This window comes from Micromonospora sp. DSM 43699 (genome assembly GCF_055517075.1).
The window spans coordinates 36,531-54,829 of the sequence record NZ_JBTMMT010000049.1 but is presented as its reverse complement, the minus strand read 5'-3'; the positions used below and the strand labels follow the sequence as shown (position 1 = coordinate 54,829).

The following is an 18,299-nucleotide window of genomic DNA, read 5'->3' as shown; positions in this document are numbered from 1 at the left end:
GGTGGGGGGTGGGGGGTTAGGCGGCGCGGGCGGTCCAGCGGTGGGCGCGGCGTTCGACCGTGAGGGGTAGGCCGAAGGTCTTGCTGAGGTTGTCCCCGGTCAGGGTGTCGGCGAGCAGGCCCTGGGCGACCACCGCGCCGTCGCGCAGCAGCAGCGCGTGGGTGAAGCCGGGCGGGATCTCCTCGACATGGTGGGTGACGAGCACCAGGGCCGGGGCGTCCGGGTCGTACGCCAGCTCGGCGAGCCGGCCGACCAGGTCCTCGCGCCCACCCAGGTCGAGCCCCGCGGCCGGTTCGTCGAGCAGCAGCAGCTCCGGATCGGTCATCAGCGCGCGGGCGATCTGCACCCGCTTGCGTTCCCCCTCGGAGAGGGTGCCGTAGGTCCGGTCCGCCAGGTGGCCGACGCCGAACTGGCCGAGCAGGGCACGGGCGCGGGCCTCGTCGGCCGGGTCGTAGCTCTCCCGCCAGCGGCCGACCACCGACCAGGCGGCGGTGACCACCACGTCGCTGACCCGTTCCTCGGCGGGAACCCGCTCGGCCACCGCCGCGGTGGTCAGGCCGATCCGGGTCCGCAGCTCGGTGATGTCGGTGCGGCCGATCCGCTCGCCGAGCACGTGCGCGACGCCGGTGCTCGGGTGCAGCCGACCGGAGGCGAGGCTGAGCAGGGTGGTCTTGCCGGCGCCGTTGGGGCCGAGCACCACCCACCGTTCGTCCAGCTCGACCTGCCAGTCGACGTCGTGCAGCAGGGCGGTGCCGGAGCGCCGGACGGCGACGCCGGCCAGGCTGACCACCAGATCCGCGTCCACGGTAGAGGGGGCGGCTGCGGCGGGGATCGGGTCACCAGTCACCGCTCCATCCAACCACGCAGCCGGGGCGGCCCCCCAAGGACGGTGGCGCGGCCATAGGGTGGGGCGCCGTGTCGTTGGTCACCACACCGGGAGGACGCCCCATGCCTGTACGAGACGAGAGGCGGTGCGGATGAGCGGGGTCATCGAGATCGCCGGCCTCCGCAAGACGTTCCGTACCCTGCGGCGCGGTAGCCGGGTGGCGGTGGACGGCTTCGACATGATCGTCGAGGCGGGCCAGGTGCACGGTTTCCTCGGCCCGAACGGCTCCGGCAAGACCACCACGCTGCGCGCCCTGCTGGGGCTGGTCAACGCCGACGCCGGGGAGCTGCGGGTGCTCGGCGCACCGGCTCCGGAGCAGTTGGCCCGGGTCGCCGGTCGGGTCGGCGCGATCGTGGAGAGCCCGCAGTTCTTCGGCAACTTCACCGGGCACCGCACGTTGCGGTTGCTGGCGGTGGCCGGTGGCGTGCCGACGTCGAGGGTGGACGAGGTGCTGGACCAGGTCGGCCTCCGGGAGCGGGGCCAGGACCGGGTGAAGGGTTATTCGCTGGGCATGAAGCAGCGGCTGGCGGTCGCGTCGGCGCTGTTGAAGAGCCCGGAGTTGCTGATCCTGGACGAGCCGGCGAACGGGCTGGACCCGGCCGGCATCCGGGAGATGCGGGACCTGATGCGCACGCTCGCCGAGTCCGGGGTGACCGTGCTGGTGTCCAGCCACATCCTGGCCGAGATCCAGCTGATCTGCGACCACGTCACGATCATCTCGCAGGGTCGTCGGGTGGCCGCCGGCCGGGTGGACGACGTGCTGGCCGGACACGACCCGCACGAGTGGCGGGTCCGGGTGGCCGAGCCGGAGCGGGGCGCGGAGCTGTTGCGGGCGGCCGGGCTGACGGTCACCGCGCACTCCGACGGCTCGCTGGTGGTCGGTGCCGCGCCGGAGCCGGAGCTGATCAGCAGCACCCTCGGCGGGCAGGAGTTGTGGGTACGCGAGCTGACCCCGATCCGGCCGGACCTGGAGAGTGTCTTCCTCGAACTCACCGGTGGGGCGGCCCCGCCCCGGCAGACGGACGGCACCGCACCGGACGATGTCCCCCCGGACGGCGTCGGCAGCGCAGGTGAACCGCTTATCGAACTGGACCGGACCGACGGTCGGAGGGTGGACGCGTGAACCTGGTCCGTGCCGAGGTGGAGCGGTTGGCCGCCCGACGCTTCGTCCAGCTGATGGTGCTGCTGCTCGCGGTGGCCTTCGCGGTGACCACCGCGACCACCCTGATCGGTTCGCACCAGCCGACGGCCCGTGAGCTGTCGGTCGCGCAGGAGCAGGCCGCGCAGGCGGTGGCCTCGATGGAGGCGGAACACACCCGCTGCCTGCGGATCAAGGCGGGCGAGATCCCGGTCACCGAGGACTCCGGTTACGTGCCGGCCGACTGCAGCGAGCTGGACCCGGCGCGCATGGAGCAGTTGCCGGTGGCCGCCGACTATCTCTCGTCGGTCTTCGTCTTCTCCCAGCAGGCCCAGGGGTTGCTCTACTTCCTGATCGCGTTCCTGGTGCTGTTCGGCTTCCTGGTGGGCGCGTCGTACATCGGCGCCGACCTGAACTCCGGCGGGGTGGTCAACCTGCTGCTCTGGCGTCCGGGTCGGCTCACCGTGCTCGGCACGAAGCTGGCCACCCTGGTCGGGGTGGTGGCCGTGCTCTCGGTGCTGGCCACGGTGTTCTACCTGGGCACCTTCTGGACGATCGGGCAGACGGCCGGTCTGCCGGGCTCGTTGGACGGGGAGTTCTGGGGCCGGTTGGGGGCCATCTACGGGCGCGGCCTGGTGCTGGTGCTGCTGACCACGGTGGTGGGCTTCGGAATCGCCACGCTGGGTCGGCACACCTCGGCGGCGCTCGGCGCGGTAGCCGCGTACGCGGTGGTCTGGGAACTGGGCTGCCGGGTGGTGTTGGAGATCCTCGACGTGGCCCGGCCGGACCAGTTGATGCTCTCCACCTACCTGGGTGCCTGGTTGACCGGCAAGGTGGAGCTCTGGGACGACAATGGTTGCCCGCCGGGTGGCGGTGCCTGTGACGGCGGCCTCTACACGATCACCTGGGCTCCGGCGCTGCTGGTGCTGCTGGCGCTGACCGGGGCGGTCGCCGGGTCCGCGTTCGCCGCGTTCCGCCGCCGCGACCTGCTCTAGTACGCCCTCGGACTGCTCTGGTACGCCCTCGGGCCGGCGTGCCGCTCACGGCAACATCTTGCCGTGAGCGGCACGCTGGTGAAGTATTCCTTCATGGCGACGGATCGGCGGGGCGGTCGGTCAACCGACCGTCGACCCGAACACCTCGTCCCGGACGGCGTTCAGCGCGGTCCGCAGGGCCCCCCGCAGGATCGGCTCCTCGGGCAGCCCCGTGGGCACCACCCGCGGCCGGACCAGGGTGATCGCGGCCACCTCGTGCTGCACCCGCTCGGCCAGCGCCACGCCGCCGGCCTGCCCCACCTCACCGGCGAGCACCACAAGCGGCGGGTCCAGCACCACGCAGGTGCTGGCCACCCCGAGGGCGAGCCGGCGGGCCAGCTCGTCGAGCAGCGGACCACCCGTGGTGCCCGCGGCGACGGCAGCGCGCACCGCATCGGCCGCGTCGGGCGCGTCGATGCCGTGCTCACGGGCCACCGCCTGGACCGCGTCCGCCCCGGCGAGCTGCTGGAAGGCCGGCTTGGCCCGGCGCGAGACGTCCCGGGGGATCGGCACCCCCGGCACCGGCAGGTAGCCGATCTCACCGGCCGCGCCGCTGCTGCCGTGGTGCAACCGGCCACCCAGCATGATCGCCAGACCGACGCCGGCACCCACCCAGACCAGGACGAAGTCCGCCAGCCCCTGGGCCGCCCCGGACTGCGCCTCGGCGACCGCGGCCAGGTTGACGTCGTTCTCGAATACCACCGGGGTGTGCAGGTCCTCGCGCAGCGCGGCGAGCAGTCCCCGGTGCCAGCGGGGCAGGTTGAAGGCGAAGGTGATGTCCCCGGTGGCCGGGTCCACCAGGCCCGGGGTGCCCAGCACCACCCGCCGTACGCTGTCGAGCTGCGCGCCGGCCCGGCTGGCCGCCTGGACCACCGCCGTGTGCACCACGCCGACCGGGTCGTCGGTGTCCCGGGTGGACTGCTCGACCCGGCTGACCACCGCGCCGGTGATGTCCGCGCAGGCGGCCACCACCCGTTCCGCGCCGACGTCCACTCCGACCACGTACGCGCTGCCCGGCCGCACGGCGTAGAGCTGCGCGTTCGGCCCCCGCCCACCTGCCTGCTCGCCGACCCGGGCGACCAGCCCCCGCTCCTCCAACCGCTCGACCAGCTGTGAGGCGGTGACCTTGGACAGGCCGGTCAGCTCGCCGAGCCGGGCGCGGGTGAGCGGGCCGCGTTCGAGCAGGAGCTCCAGCGCCGCACGGTCGTTGAGCGCCCGCAACAGTCGGGGGGTGCCGGGCAGCCGGGTCGCACTCATGCCACGTCCTCTGGTTTTCGTAAACTCTGCTGACCACATCGCTGGTCAGGGCTGTCCGTAGCGTATCGGCCACCCCGTGCCGGGGAACTCGGACGACCCGGCCGCCCGCGCCGACACTCGTGCCGTCCGACCGCGAAGGGAGAATTCACGTGGGGCGGGATCCCGGACTGCGCCGGTTGGTGCTTGGCACGTTGCTGGCCGCGTACCCGGGGCCGGTGCCGCCGGACTGGGCGGTCGAGTTGGTCGCCGAAGGGCTGGCCGGGCACACCCTCTTCGGCACCAACGTGCGCGACCCGGCCCAGTTGGCGGCGAGCACCGCCGCGCTGCGCGCCGCCCGGCCCGACGTGCTGGTCGCCATCGACGAGGAGGGCGGCGACGTCACCCGGCTGGCGCACGCCACCGGCAGCCCGTACCCGGGCAACGCGGCGCTCGGTGCGGTCGACGACACCGCGTTGACCCGCCGGATCTACGCGGCCATCGGTGCCGAACTGGCCGCCGTCGGGGTAACCGTCGACCTGGCTCCCACGGTCGACGTCAACACCGCCGACGAGAATCCGGTGATCGGCACCCGTGCGTTCGGCGCCGACCCGGCCCGGGTGGCCGCGCACTCGGCCGCCGCCGTGACCGGTCTCCAGTCGGTCGGCGTGGCGGCCTGCGCCAAGCACTTTCCCGGCCACGGCGCCACCGTCGCCGACTCGCACCACGAACTGCCCACCGTGGACGCCGGTCGGGCCCTGCTGCGGGAGCGTGACCTGCCGCCGTTCGCGGCGGTAGTCGACGCGGGCGTGCAGGCGATCATGACTGCGCACATCCGGGTACCGGCGCTGACCGGGGACGGGCCGGCCACCTTCAGCCGGACCGTCCTGGTCGACCTGCTGCGCGGTGAGTACGGCTTCACCGGCACCGTGATCACCGACGCGTTGGAGATGAAGGGTGCGGCCGTCGCCGCCGGCGGGATCGGCCCGGCCGCCGTACGCGCTCTGGCCGCCGGGGCGGACCTGCTCTGCGTGGGCGCGAAGGTCGACGCCGCGCTGGTCGAGCGGGTGGTGGCCGAGATCGTCGGGGCGATCGGGGACGGCCGGTTGGACCGGGCCCGGGTGGAACAGGCCGCCGGCCGGGCCGCCGTGCTCGCCGCCCGGACCCGACCCGCCGCACCGACCGGCCCCGTCCCACCCGGCTCTCTCCCGTCCGGTCCCGGCCCGCTCGGCTCCGACCCACCCGGTGCCGGACCGCTCGGATACGAGGCGGCGCGGCGGGCCGTCCGGGTGGAGGGCGACCTGACCGGGTTCGACCGCCCCCTGGTGGTGCAGGTGCACGCCGCCCACACCGTCGCCGAGGGCCGGGTGCCCTGGGGGCTGGGTCCGCACCTGACCGCCGTCGAGCAGGTCCGGGTGGTCGACACCGGCACCGATCCGGCGGCGGTGCGGGAGCTCGCGGCGGACAGGCCGGTCGTGCTGGTCGGGCGGCACCTCCATCGGCTGCCAGGCGGTCCCGCCCTGGTCGAGGCGCTGGCCGCGACGCACCGCGTGGCGGTGGTGGAGATGGGCTGGCCCGGTCGGTGGCGGCCAGCCGGGGTGCGGGCTTTCGTCATCACCTACGGCGCGAGCCACGCCAACGGCCGGGCGGCAGCCGAGGCACTCGGCCTGACCGGGCCGTGAGGGGTCAACGACGCCAGGGTGCCGGGTCGCCGTGATCGTCGGGGAGGCCGAGTAGCGGACCGACCGCAGTGATCCGCAGCACCCGCGCCACCACCGGTTGCGGCTCGGTCAGCCGCAGGGCGGCACCCCGACCGACCGCCTCCGCCGCTCCGCGCAGCAGCGCGGCCACCGCCGTGGAGTCGAGAAAGGTGACGGCGGCGAGGTCGACGACGATCTCCAACAGGCCGGGCCGGCCGAGTGCCTCGTCGAGAGCGCGTTCCAGCCCGGCGACGGTGGCGGTGTCCAGGTCACCCACCGGCGCCAGCACCACTCGGCCGTGCCCGTCGCTCGGCGTCGGCAGCTGCATGACCCGTCCACTCCTGGTAAGCGGCCAGCGACCGCTCGCGTCGACCCTCGCCGCGACGCCCGACCCTACCGGTGGGTTCTGACAGCGATCCACCAGCACCGCCGCCGGGGCATTCGACCACCCGAAACACATACCGTGAGTCACCAAGCTTCAAGGCCGGATTTCCCTGTCCTTGCAGCTCAAGTCCACTACCAGACAGACATGGCGCGCCGAGGACCCCTTGCCGAGAGGCGCAGAAAGTACGTAGCGTCACCATTGCCGAGAGTCCACCGGCAGCGCCCGGCCAGGGCGGTGCCCGGGGCAGGCTGCGGACCGTGGATCCGGCCCGGGATCCACGGTCCGCGCCCCACTGCGGACCGCGTCGCACCGGACCGACCCGCCCAGGACAACCTCGCTGCGGACCGACCTCCCGACCGCCGGTCACGCCAGGTCAGGGCGGGTACACGCCGTACGACGACCAGCCCCGGTCCGGGAAGCCGGCCGCCTCGGCCACCCGGGCGGAGCCGATGTTCCCGGGGTCGTGCCGGTAGGTCGGGACGGCCCCCTCGTCGAGCACCCGCCGGGCGGCCTGCGCGACGAGCCGTCGGGCCAACCCTCGGCCGCGCGCCGCGGGCACCGTACCGACGGCCAGTTCGTGCCCGTACGCGTCGTGTCGCTTGATGCCGACGCCGGCCAGGTAACCGCCGTCGGCGTCGCGGACCACGAGCACCTCGGTGTCGAACAGGTGCAGCCAGGGCGGGAAAGCCGGATCCGTGGGGGCGGTCCACCCGCCGACGTCGGGCAGCGCCGCCGGTGCGAGGCACCACCGGAACACGTCGTCGTGGACCACCCAGCCAGGTTGTCCGACCGCCGCCGGCAGTGCCTCGTACAGCGCGGACCGTGGTCCCCCGGCCAGCGCCCGGACGGCCTCGACCCGCCGCGTCGGCACGGAGAGCACGGTGCTGCCGGCGACCCGGACCGCGACGGCCGGACGGGGGCGACCGTCCCAGGCCGGGCGCGCCCGGCGCCGGGAGCCGACCACGTGCAGACCGGGCCCGGCCGGCCACTGCCCGAGCCAGGTCACCAGGTGCAGGTACAGCCGCCGGTCCAGCACCGTCCGCCCCTCTCACCCGATGGACACCTCCATGATCCACCGTACGCCGACCCGGCCCGGCCGACGCCCGGTTGCCGAGGGTGGTGCGTGGGTAGAGGAGAACCGGATCGTGAGCTGCCTCACCGGAACCCGGTCCATCGACCGTGCGTCATATCTATTTCCATACATGTACACCTTTCTTTGGGACGGTAATGGTCATGCCCATGCAACCAAATGACCGGCACCAGCAGGACGCACGAATCTGGCGTACGGCGGAAGCCGCCGGCCGCTTCCCGGCCCAACCGCGATACCGGGAGGCCCGGTGCGGTCGCGGCGTCGACACCCGGCTCTCCTGGAACGAGCTGAACGTCCTCCCCGCCGGGTCCTCCTCCCGGCGCGGCCTCACCGCCCACTGACGGATGCCCCCGCCGGGGTGTCCGGCCGGGGCGTTCGCACACCTGTCGGGTAGCGTCCTGTGGTCGATTCCGGCCAGCGACAGGAGAAGCGCAGCGCATGGGCAAGAAGACGATTCACGTCTCCGACTTCAGCGGCACCGTGCTGCGTCCCGACGACGAGGTGGTCAGGGTCGTCGTACTGGAGCATCCCGATCTGGTGGCCGGGCCCGTGCAGCTGGACGCCACGGTGACCGAGGTGGAGAACATCGACGACGCCGCGCTCGACGTGGCGGTGGTGGAGATCCACGACGGGCACGCCGGCGGGGAACCGCGCCGGGTGGTGGTGACCGCCAGCGAGTTCGACGCGATGGCCACCGACACGCCGATGGCCCAGTTGCTGAGGACGGCCGAGCGGGTCCGCCCGCCGAAGGCCCGCAAGAGTGCCGAGAAGATCGACTACGGCACCCTCGACCACGCCGGGAGGCCGCACCGGGGCCGGGTCACCGAGGAGGAGGCCCGACTGGTGCGCGAGCAGCTCGACGAGGTCAACAAGCGCCTCGCCGACGCCGGCATCCGGCAGATCGATCCGGCCGATCCGGAGCATGCGTTGCGCTACGGCTTCCCCGACGCCGACTGAACCGGCCCGGCGTCGGCCGGACGCGCCACGCTGTCGCGCCCGGCCGACGCCGCAGGTGTCGCCCTACCCACAGGCCGGCGTGCACGGTGGACACCCTGTGATGTGCCAGGTGGGGCCGTGCGTCCAGGTGCCGGTGCACCGCCGGCCGGGTGGGTCACTTCCCGCCGGCAGACCCGGCGAGCGCGGTGGCGACCTGGGCCTCGACCCGGTCCTTGGTCAGGCCCAGCCCGGACAGCACGCCCCTGCCGTCCTCCAACTCCAACAGCGCCAGCAGGAGATGTTCGGTGCCGACGTAGTTGTGTCCGAGCCGCAGCGCCTCCCGGAAGGTGAGTTCGAGGGCCTTCTTGCCCTGCGCGTCGTAAGGGATCAGGTCGGGGACCTGGTCGGCCGGCGCGGGCAGCGCCGCCGTGACCGCCTCCCGGACGGCTTCCGGGCTCAACCCCTCGGCGACCAGGGCCTTCGCGGCGAGGCCGTCGGGCTCGACGAGCAGGCCGAGCACCAGGTGTTCCGGCCGGATCTCCGGGTTGCCGGCAGTGCGGGCCTCCTCCTGCGACGCGATCACCACGTTGCGGGCCCGGGGGGTGAAGCGGCTGAAACCGGCGTTGGGGTCCAGGGCCGCCGCGGCGTCGGCCTTCGTGGCGGAGCGCTTCTGGGCGGCCTGCTTGCTCACCCCCATGCTGCTGCCGATCTCCGTCCAGGAGGCGCCGGAGCGCCGGGCCTGGTCGACGAAGTGACCGATCAGGTGGTCGGCGAGGTCGCCGAGGTGGTCGGCGACGAGCACCGCGTCGCTGAGTTGGTCGAGCGCATCGGGACGGGCCTTCTTGATCGCCTGGATCAGCTCGTCGAGACGTACGGGGTGCGGGAGCTTGCCGGGTTCCGTCATGCGTCAACCATAGGTTGACGAGCCTCCATCGTCAACCCAAGGTTGACGTTATGACTCCGCAGTGAGCAGATCCCGAAACTCTCGGTGAACCACCGGACCTCTGCCGCATCACCGGTACGACCGCCGACGGATGCCGGGCGAACGGTGTAGGCCCGCTGCCGCGCCGGACCGCCCGACGCGGACCGACGCCGCTCCGATACCGTGCGGCGGACGGCCGGGCCGGTCGGACGGCGCTGCGGGAGGATCGGGATCATGCGGTTGCACGTGGGCTGCGCGATGTGGACCCACCGGGCGTGGCAGGGTCGGCTGCTGCCGCATCCGCTGCCGGCGCACGAACGGCTTCGGCAATATGCCGGCTGGTGCGACGCGGTCGAGGGGAACACCACGTTCTACGCCACCCCGACCCGGGAGACCGTGACGTCCTGGTCCCGGCAGACCGACCCCGACTTCCGGTTCGTCCTCAAACTGCCGAAGGTCGTCACCCACGAACGCCGGCTCGTCGACGCCGACGAGCCGCTGCGGGTCTACTTCGACGCGATCGAGCCGCTCGGCAGCCGCGCCCACGCCCTGTGGATCCAGGTGCCGGGCTCGTTCGCCCCGGCGGACGTCCCCGTGCTCGCCGACTTCCTGCGCCGGCTGCCCACCACCCACCGGTACGCGGTCGAGGTCCGCCACCCCGCCTTCTTCACCGACCCGCGCGCGACCCGACTGCTGGAAGGGGTGCTCGCCGACGCATCGGCCGAGTGGGTTCCGTTCGACACCACCGCCTTCTTCGCCAACCCGCCGACCAGTGACGCGGAACGGGAGGCGTGGACGAGGAAGCCCCGCCTGCCGTTGCGGACGGCCGCGCTGACCGACCGGCCGATCGTCCGTTACCTCGGCCGCGACGCCGAGCCGGAGACCGTCGAGGGCTGGCAGCGCTGGGTCGAGATCACCGCCGGCTGGCTGCGGGAGGGTCGCTCACCCACCATGTTCGTGCACACCCCGGACAACGCCGACGCGCCACTGCTCGCCCGCCGATTCCACGACGAGGTACGGGCGCAGGTGCCCTCCCTGCCCCCATTGCCGGAACCCATCCCCACCACCCCCCCAACCCTGTTCTGACCCCCTCCCCGGAGCCCTTCAGATCTCATCGGTGATCAAGAGATTTCTGTCAGGCCGGGCTGATCCCCTGACGTAAACCTCTTGATCAACTCAGTGGGGGGTGGGGGGTGGGGGTGGGGGTTCGCCTCGCCGTGCCGGTCATCGGTCGGGCCCAGCAGCGTCAGCGCCTGTGTGCAGTGGTCGAGCGCCGGTCGGTACTGGCCGAGCGGGGCGTGCGCCCAACCGACTGCGTTGCGGGCGCCGGCCTCTCCGACCAGGTGACCGGCGGCCCGGTACAACGCCAGGGCCCGCTGCCCGTGGTGCAGCGCCTCGGCCCCGACCCCGGTGACCCGCCGGCGACCGGGCCGCCCTCGGCCGCCTACTGCGCCCGGTCGCCCACCGACACCCCGTCGCCGGGTAGTAGGCCCGGTCACGGCTCGGTCTCGGAAGTTTCGAACATCGCCCCCCAGCGACCGCCACCCCGGGGGCACGGTGGCAGCCGACCAGCATCGGCAGGTGTCAACGACACCGGCGTCAGCCAGCGGTAACCCGCCGCCAGAAGGATCATTGTTACGATAGAGTTTCGGGAATCTTTCCGAAAGTTGTTGACAGGTCACGGATCGACGCCCTACCGTCGCCATCGACAGCACTCGATGCTGTCGCCACCACCCCACCGCGACCCGTCCCCGGTTCTCTGGACGACTCCGCGTGGTGACACACACCGAACGACCGGCTGCCGTACCTGGCCACCGACAGTCCACCAGGTCGGCACCGCGTCGCTGGCTCCGGCCAGCTGTCACGAGGAGGAACACGTACATGAAGGACACCTCGACCAGGCCGCGAAGGAGCAGCCGGCTCCGGCTGTTCCTCAGCGCCGCGTGCGCCGCGGCGCTCGCCGTCACCGGCACGTTCATCGCCTCGCCGAACGCGTACGCCGAGGCCGACCGGACCCTCACCTCGAACCTCACCGGTACCCACAACGGCTACTTCTTCTCGTTCTGGAAGGACAGCGGCAACGCCAGCATGACGCTGCGCGCCGACGGCCGCTACAGCAGCAGTTGGGACCGGAGCACCAACAACTGGGTAGGCGGCAAGGGCTGGGCCACCGGCACCCGCCGGACGGTGAGCTACTCGGGCAGCTACAACCCGGGTAACAACAACACCTACCTCGCCCTGTACGGCTGGACCCGCAACCCGCTCATCGAGTACTACGTGGTGGAGAACTTCGGCAGCTACAACCCGAGCAGCGGCGCCACCCGGCTGGGCACGGTCACCACCGACGGCGGCACCTACGACATCCTGCGCAGCCTGCGGACCAACGCCCCGTCGATCGACGGCATCCAGACGTTCTACCAGTACTGGAGCGTCCGGCAGCAGAAGCGCAGCAGCGGCACCATCACCACCGCCAACCACTTCGACGCGTGGGCCCGCGCCGGCCTGAACCTCGGCACCAACCACAGCTACCAGATCATGGCCACCGAGGGCTACCAGAGCCAGGGCAGCTCCGACATCACCGTCCGTGAGGGCGGTGGGAGCAACCCCACCCCCACCAGCGGGCCGACCGGCAACCCGACCACCCCGCCCGCCGGCGGCAACTGCACCGCGGTGCTGTCGGCCGCCGAGCAGTGGGGCGACCGGTTCAACCTGAACGTCGCGGTCAGCGGCACCAGCAACTGGGTGGTCAGCCTCGGGCTCAACGGCGGCCAGAGCATCCAGAACAGCTGGAACGCCTCGGTCAGCGGCACGAGCGGCACCGTCACCGCCAGGCCGAACGGCAACGGCAACAACTTCGGCATCACGATCATGGCGAACGGCAACTGGACCTGGCCGACGGTCAGTTGTCGAACGGCCTGATCCCGACCGGTTCCTGACAGCACGGCAGCGGCGGGCGGCCCCGGTGAGACCGGGACCGCCCGCCGTACCGTCGTCGCTGAAGATCAGCCGCGTACCCACTGCTGGTTGCTGCCGCCGTTGCAGGTCCAGAGCTGGACGGCGGAGCCGTTGGCGGTGGACCCGCCGTTGATGTCCAGGCAGAGCCCCGACCCGACCCCGACGATCGTGCCGTCGGCGTTGAGCCGCCACTGCTGGTTGCTGCCACCGGTGCAGCTCCAGATCCGGGCCCGGGTGCCCGACGCGGCGCTCGGCACGTCGAGGCACTTGTTGCCGTAGACGGTGAGCTGGTTGGACGAGTTGAGCGACCACTGCTGGTTGACGCCACCGTTGCAGTCCCAGATCTGCACGGTCGCACCGTCGCTCTGGCTGGCCCCGTTGACGTCCAGGCACCGGTTCGAACCCGCGCCGCGGATCTCACCCGTCGGGGTGCCGGGGTTGCCGACCGCGGTCACCGAGAGGTTGTCGAACTGGGCGGTGACGCCCTGGCCGGTGCCGTAGCCGATCTGGCCGGCGACCCAGGTGGAGTCGGACGCCGTGCCGACGGTGGTGCCGTCGATGGCGGCGGTGAGGGTGCTGCCGTTGAGCGTCAACGCCAGGGTGTGCCACCGCCCGGTGCCCAGGGCCGAGGTGTTACCGCTGGCCAGGGTGCGCCAGTTGCCGCTTGTGTTGTTGCTCCGGATGGACCAGGCGCCACCGTCGGTGACCCGGAAGTAGTACCCGTTGAGGTTCTGCGGACCCTGGTGGTTGTAGGTGTTACCGCGCCCGATGAGCTGCGCGTAGCCGGACTTCTCCAGCAGCACGTCCGAGGAGACCGTGTAGTTGCGCCAGGTCAGATCGCCCAGCAGGGTGAACGGATCGGCGTGGCCGGAGGTCCAGTAGATCGGCGCCTGCTCCGACATCTGCCGTACGCACTGCCCGGTGCGACCACCGGTGCAGCCGGCGATCTCGAACGAGCCCTGCTGGTCCATCAGGTACCGGGCCTCGCGGCCGGTGGCGTAGCTGTCGAAGTCGTCGCCGTACGGCAGCTTGAGGTTGCCCTGCGCCGGGCTGGCCGCCGTGCCCTTGCCCTGCCCGCTGGTGGTGGTGATGCTGTAGACGTAGCCGGGCTGGACGGTGAGCGAGAACCGCCCGCCGTTCGGGGTGATGTCGCTGCCCCGGACGAAGTGGTCGGCGGTGTTGTTCGACCGCACGTTCGTCGACCAGACCCGCACCGTGCCGGTGGACAGCCCACCGGTGACGGTGAAGTCGAGGGTCTGTGCCGCACCGGCGTCCATCGTCTCGACGATGGTGCTGTAGTCGCTGTTGTTCGTGGACTTCAGCGAGACGTAGCTGCCGTTGTTGCGGTTGCCGCCGAGGTAGCCGCTCGACGCGTCGAGGTAGCGCCAACCCGGCGCGGTGAACTGGGTGGTCTGCGCCATCACCCAGGCGTTCTTGCCGATGGAGTACGCCCCGGACCACGGCTGCTGGGCCACCGCGACGCCGGTGGTCGCCCACGGGATGTTGGGGGTGATGGCGGCGATGACGGGCCAGTTGATGTAGCCGGTCATCTTGCCGTCGATGTACCCCCGGTTGATGCCCCGGGCGAGCGCCTGCGCGCCGGCGTTGTAGTCGTCGGAGCCGTTCTCGCTGGCCCACAGCGACTTACCTGTGGACACCGCGTTGTTGGAGCTGGGGCAGCTGGTCTGGGCGCTGCGGTAGCCGCAGACGTAGTGGCTGCCGAAGACCTGCACGGCGTTGGCGAACGCCGGATCCCGCAGCGAGTCGTCGGCGGCGCCCCAGCCGAAGTCGTCCGAGGCGACGATCTTGACGTTGCTGTAGCCGCGGGAGTTGAGGGTCGAGCGCAGGTTCTTGTACCAGGTGGTGTTGTAGCCCTTCTCGTTCCACCCACCGAGGTAGTTGATCGTCAACCCGTGGGTGCCCGCGCAGTCCAGCCAGGCCACCAGGTAGTCGATCGAGTCGTTGGACCAGAAGTTGCCGTTGCCGATCCAGCCGGGCGCTCCCCAGGCCAGACCCGCCAGGGCGATGTTGGGGTTGCGCATGCGGGCCTGCTCCATCAGCCACCACTCGTAGCCCCGGTTGCAGTCGATGCTGCCCCGGGTGTGTTCGTGACTGGGCTCCGCGCCGGAGGTGGAGTTGGTGTCCCCGCCGATCTCCACCTTCATCAGCTGCATCGCCGCGCCGTAGCCCGGCTTGAACAGGTAGTTCAGGATGTCGCTGCGCTGCGGTTCCGGGTAGTCGATCAGCAGCCTGCTGTTGCCGCCGCCGCCACTGACCGCGCCGATCCCGTCCAGCGCCCGCCCACCGGACCCGCCGTTGATCGTGATGGCGGTCGCCGCCTGGGCGGGTGCGGGGAACGCGGTCAGCACGGCCGCCGCCGCGACCACCGCCCCCAGCACCGATGCCGTCAACCGGCGCGGACGCCACCGACTGCGTGCCCCACCGGCGTCGCCGGCGCTGCGCCGATGACTGTCTGCTCTGAACATCTGGCTCGCCTCCCCAGCCGGTCTCCGGCTCGAGGCGGTACGGCACAGGTCGGGCTGCCGTACCCCACGCAGCATGGAAATCGGCGACCATCAATGATAAGACATCACATGTCTAGCACCGCACTGCTCGCCGGTCAACGTCTTACGAAACGCCTTAGCTGCTGCTGATGGTGACCGCCACAGAAAGACGGCCACCGAATCCTGAAAAGATCAGACGAATACGCCGGCAGGCCGCCGGCCCGCGCCGCCACCGACATGGCAACGGCGCGGGCCGACGGCCCCCGGGGACACCTCCCGGTGTGGATCAGCCCGGCAGGACCACCTGGGCCGGGGTGGAGCGGTGGGTGGTGGTGCCGTCACCCAACTGCCCGGACATGTTGTTGCCCCAGCACCACAGGCCACCGTCGGTGCGTACGCCGCAGCTGTGGTAGCTGATGGCCAGGTTGGCCGTCCAGGTGGTCGCGGTGCCGACCCGGACCGGGGCGGACCGGTGGGTGGTGGTGCCGTCACCCAACTGCCCGAACCCGTTGTTGCCCCAGCACCACAGGCTGCCGTCGGTGCGCAGCGCGCACGACGAGTCGACGCTCGCGTCGACCCGGGTCCAGGTGGTGCCGGTGCCGACCTGGAGCGGGTTGGTCTGCACACCGGTGCCGCCGCCCACCTGGCCGTACCCGTTCTCGCCCCAGCACCACAGCGTGCCGTCGGTGCGGACCGCGCAGGTGTGCGCGTGCCCGGCCGTCACCCCGGCCCACGTGGTCGCGGTGCCCACCTGGGCCGGCGTCGCCCGGTAGCCCAGGATGCCGACACCGAGCTGCCCGTCCGTGCTGTCACCCCAGCACCACAGCGTGCCGTTGGTCTGGACAGCGCAGCTGTGCGCGTAACCGGTGGTGATGCTCGCCCAGGTGGTCCCCGTACCCACCTGCACCGGGCTGGTGGCCTTGGAGGGCGAGGTGCCGACGCCCAACTGCGCGTTGCGGTTCAGGCCCCAGCACCACAGCGTGCCGTTGGTCTGGACGGCGCAGGTGTGGTTGGCCCCGGCGCTGACGCCGGCCCAGGTGGTGGCGGTGCCGACCTGCACCGGGGTGCTCCGGCTCGTGGTGGTCCCGTCACCGAGTTGCCCGCTGTAGTTGCCGCCCCAGCACCACAGCGTGCCGTCGGTGCGGATCGCGCAGTTGTGGCTGGTGCCCGCGTCGACCCGGGACCAGGTGGTGGCCGTGCCGACCTGCACCGGGCTGGTCCGGTTGGTGGTGGTCCCGTCGCCGAGCTTGCCGCCGTAGTTGTCCCCCCAGCACCAGAGTGTGCCGTCGGTACGGATCGCACAGGTGTGCAGGTCACCCGCGGCGACCCGGGAGACCGGCGCGGCGGCGAACGCGGCGCTGGACGCACCCCGCTCCGCGGTGCCGACGCCCGCGACGGCCGCACCCGCCGAGAATCCCACGGCGAGCGCGGCGACCCCGAGGGACACCGCCGCCGTGGCGACGGCGGTGCGGGCTGTCCGTCGCCATCGGGCCCACAGCCGGCTGTTCTGCTGTTCGTTCATGTTCTGTTCTCCCCAGACAAACGTCGTTTTTCTGCACGGTGGAGCGGCGTCGCCCCGGCGGGTCGTCGTCGACCCACCGCGTACAGCAGTGACCCTATGCATTGAATTAAATCAATGCGAGATCTCGCCGGGACGCCGCCGCGCCTAGCGCTGTCCTCCGCTGACGTCCGCCGGGTTCAGCTCCGGCTCCATCGCTGGCTGGCCGCGCCGTTGCAGTCCCGGATCTGGGTACGCGTGCCGTTGGCCGTACCGTTGTTGACCACGTCCAGGCACCGGCCCGAGCCGACCCCGGTGATCGTGCCGTCGGCGTTGATGCGCCACTGCTGGTTGGACTGGCCGTTGCAGTCCCAGATGATCACCGAGCTGCCGTTGGCGGTGCTGGCGCCGTTGACGTCCAGGCACTTGTTACCGAAGACCCGCAGTTCCTGGGCGGCCGTCGAGGTCCAGTTCTGGTTGCTCTGACCGTGGCAGTCCCAGATGATCGCCGCCGAGCCGTTGGTCTGCGTACCACCGTTGACGTCCAGGCACCGCCCGGCGGACGTGTTGCGGACGGCGCCCGTGCCGGACGGCGGCGGGGTGGTCGGGTTGCCGGTCGGCGAGGCCGTCGGCGTCGGAGTCGGGTCGGTGCTGCCGAACTGGGTGAAGAACCGCCACACCTCGCCCTTGGTCCAGGTGCGGACGCCGCTGTCGCCGCCCCCGTCCACCGGGCCGGGGGTGTGCCCGCCGTCGAACGCGGCCCACACCACCGGGTAGCCGGAGCGGCAGCCGGAGTAGGTGGTGGTGATGTGGGTCAGGCTGCCGGCCCGCGGCTCGGGCGGGCTCTGCGCCGTACACCCGTTGTTGCGCACGAACGTGTCCCGCAGGGACCGTCCGGCGGAGACGTTGAGCACCGGGTCCCCGATGCCGTGGATGCCCATGTAGGCGATCGGCTGGCCACCGCCGCTGCACCCGCTGAGCTGCCCACCGGAGTAGACCGCGACGGCGCGGAAGACGTTCGCCCGGGAACAGGCGAGCGAGTAGCTCATGCCGCCGCCGTAGCTGAAGCCGAGGGCGAACAGCTGCGTGGTGTCGACACACAGGTCCGCCTCGATCAGCCGGACCATGTCGTCGACGAAGGTGACGTCCTGGCCGCCGGGGTTGGCCCAGCCGTTGCCGTTGCCCTGCGGGGCGACGAAGATCGTGCTGTTGTTCGCCTGCTGGCGCAGCCCGTAGTAGGACCAGGCCGCCCCGTCCGACCCACCCCCGTCGACGTCGTTGGCGGTGCCGCCGTTCCAGTGGAAGCCGAAGATCAACCGGTACTGGTGGTTCCGGTCGTAGTTGTCGGGGATCCGGAGGATGAAGCTGCGGTTCTGCCCGCTGCTCTGGATGGACCGCTGACCGCTGGTCAGCGTGGGTGCCTTGCCGCACCCGGCGGTCGCCGCGGCCGCCGAGACGTCGGCGGCCGCCGCCGTGCTTGTCGGGCCACCGGCCAGGGCCGTCGCGCCCACGGTGACGACGAGGACCGCCGCCGCCGCGAGAGAACCAAGGATGGGTCTACGCCTTGTCATGATGATGGGGGCTCCTGCCACTCGGCATGGACTGAGGTGAGGTACGGGGTGCCACGGCGATCCCGACGCGGGCCCGGCTGCTCCCGTTGACCGCACCCGCCAAGGACGGACACCGGGAACTGCGCGATGCGCCCACGACGCCGGCCGGCTCGTCGCCGCAGATGCCAGCCGCTGGTCTCGCTGCCCAGGCGGGACCGGCTGGTCGTCGAATCGATCGGTGGTCCCACACCCGCATGCGCCCGAACGCCACCAGGTCGACCGCTGGTGCCGGGGCACCGGGCTCGACGTCGAATCGATTCGGCAAGACCCTAGGTCGGAAAGTGAAACATGTCAATGCTGTGTCCGACGGGTTGCGGTCCGGGTACGCCTGCGGCGGATCCGACGGATCGCAGGTCAGGACGCCGACGGACGTCGGCTCCTCCGCAGCGGCCGGGCCCGCGACGCACC

The 18,299-nt window shown here is 71.8% G+C and carries 15 protein-coding genes; 7 read left to right on the top strand and 8 right to left on the bottom strand.

Annotation, left to right across the window (positions count from 1 at the left end; genetic code table 11):
• Positions 1–16: 16 nt before the first annotated feature.
• Positions 17–847, bottom strand: coding sequence for an ABC transporter ATP-binding protein (locus AC0AIB_RS21950; RefSeq protein WP_328339370.1), 831 nt, complete (start codon positions 845–847; stop codon positions 17–19).
• A 130-nt stretch (positions 848–977) separates the two neighbouring features.
• Between AC0AIB_RS21950 and AC0AIB_RS21945 the strand changes: the two genes are divergently transcribed.
• Together AC0AIB_RS21945 and AC0AIB_RS21940 are read left to right on the top strand one after the other, a co-directional pair.
• Complete coding sequence (locus AC0AIB_RS21945) at positions 978–2,009, top strand: ABC transporter ATP-binding protein (protein WP_465097385.1); 1,032 nt, start codon at positions 978–980, stop codon at positions 2,007–2,009.
• Positions 2,006–3,019, top strand: coding sequence for an ABC transporter permease subunit (locus AC0AIB_RS21940; protein ID WP_465097384.1), 1,014 nt, complete (start codon positions 2,006–2,008; stop codon positions 3,017–3,019). The genes AC0AIB_RS21945 and AC0AIB_RS21940 overlap by 4 nt, the downstream gene beginning before the upstream one ends.
• Before the next feature lie 120 nt (positions 3,020–3,139).
• Here AC0AIB_RS21940 and AC0AIB_RS21935 read toward each other — a convergent pair whose 3' ends face one another.
• Complete coding sequence (locus AC0AIB_RS21935; protein ID WP_328339376.1) at positions 3,140–4,315, bottom strand: ROK family transcriptional regulator; 1,176 nt, start codon at positions 4,313–4,315, stop codon at positions 3,140–3,142.
• Positions 4,316–4,464: 149 nt separating this feature from the next.
• On the opposite strand from AC0AIB_RS21935, the gene AC0AIB_RS21930 reads away from it, so the two are divergent.
• Positions 4,465–5,973 (top strand): glycoside hydrolase family 3 N-terminal domain-containing protein, encoded by a 1,509-nt coding sequence (locus AC0AIB_RS21930; protein WP_328339378.1) that lies wholly within the window; start codon positions 4,465–4,467, stop codon positions 5,971–5,973.
• A gap of 4 nt (positions 5,974–5,977) precedes the next feature.
• On the opposite strand, the gene AC0AIB_RS21925 is transcribed toward AC0AIB_RS21930, so the two are convergent.
• Positions 5,978–6,319 carry an STAS domain-containing protein gene (locus tag AC0AIB_RS21925; RefSeq protein ID WP_328339380.1) on the bottom strand — a complete coding sequence of 114 codons (342 nt, stop codon included), beginning with the start codon at positions 6,317–6,319 and terminating at the stop codon, positions 5,978–5,980.
• Between the two features lie 430 nt (positions 6,320–6,749).
• A complete protein-coding gene (locus AC0AIB_RS21920) occupies positions 6,750–7,412 on the bottom strand; it encodes a GNAT family N-acetyltransferase (protein WP_328339381.1) in 663 nt (220 codons plus the stop codon).
• 197 nt (positions 7,413–7,609) lie between these two features.
• On the opposite strand from AC0AIB_RS21920, the gene AC0AIB_RS21915 reads away from it, so the two are divergent.
• Together AC0AIB_RS21915 and AC0AIB_RS21910 are read left to right on the top strand one after the other, a co-directional pair.
• A complete protein-coding gene (locus AC0AIB_RS21915) occupies positions 7,610–7,807 on the top strand; it encodes a DNA repair protein (protein WP_328339383.1) in 198 nt (65 codons plus the stop codon).
• 97 nt (positions 7,808–7,904) lie between these two features.
• A complete protein-coding gene (locus tag AC0AIB_RS21910; protein WP_328339385.1) occupies positions 7,905–8,423 on the top strand; it encodes a hypothetical protein in 519 nt (172 codons plus the stop codon).
• A gap of 154 nt (positions 8,424–8,577) precedes the next feature.
• Here the strand turns inward: AC0AIB_RS21910 and AC0AIB_RS21905 are convergent, their stop codons facing one another.
• Positions 8,578–9,306, bottom strand: a complete 729-nt coding sequence (locus tag AC0AIB_RS21905; protein ID WP_328339387.1) for a Clp protease N-terminal domain-containing protein — start codon at positions 9,304–9,306, stop codon at positions 8,578–8,580.
• Positions 9,307–9,582: 276 nt separating this feature from the next.
• Here AC0AIB_RS21905 and AC0AIB_RS21900 point away from each other — a divergent pair, with 276 nt between their 5' ends.
• Both AC0AIB_RS21900 and AC0AIB_RS21895 read left to right on the top strand, forming a co-directional pair.
• On the top strand, positions 9,583–10,410 hold the full coding sequence (locus tag AC0AIB_RS21900; protein WP_465097387.1) for a DUF72 domain-containing protein: 828 nt from the start codon (positions 9,583–9,585) through the stop codon (positions 10,408–10,410).
• Positions 10,411–11,205: 795 nt separating this feature from the next.
• Positions 11,206–12,243, top strand: coding sequence for a glycoside hydrolase family 11 protein (locus tag AC0AIB_RS21895; RefSeq protein ID WP_328339391.1), 1,038 nt, complete (start codon positions 11,206–11,208; stop codon positions 12,241–12,243).
• Positions 12,244–12,326: 83 nt separating this feature from the next.
• Here AC0AIB_RS21895 and AC0AIB_RS21890 read toward each other — a convergent pair whose 3' ends face one another.
• The 3 genes from AC0AIB_RS21890 to AC0AIB_RS21880 all read right to left on the bottom strand — a co-directional run bounded on the left by AC0AIB_RS21890 (position 12,327) and on the right by AC0AIB_RS21880 (position 17,852).
• Positions 12,327–14,765 (bottom strand): ricin-type beta-trefoil lectin domain protein, encoded by a 2,439-nt coding sequence (locus AC0AIB_RS21890; protein WP_465097383.1) that lies wholly within the window; start codon positions 14,763–14,765, stop codon positions 12,327–12,329.
• A gap of 304 nt (positions 14,766–15,069) precedes the next feature.
• Positions 15,070–16,305, bottom strand: coding sequence for an RCC1 domain-containing protein (locus AC0AIB_RS21885; RefSeq protein WP_465097382.1), 1,236 nt, complete (start codon positions 16,303–16,305; stop codon positions 15,070–15,072).
• 176 nt (positions 16,306–16,481) lie between these two features.
• Positions 16,482–17,852, bottom strand: a complete 1,371-nt coding sequence (locus tag AC0AIB_RS21880; protein ID WP_465097381.1) for a ricin-type beta-trefoil lectin domain protein — start codon at positions 17,850–17,852, stop codon at positions 16,482–16,484.
• Between the last annotated feature and the right edge of the window lie 447 nt (positions 17,853–18,299).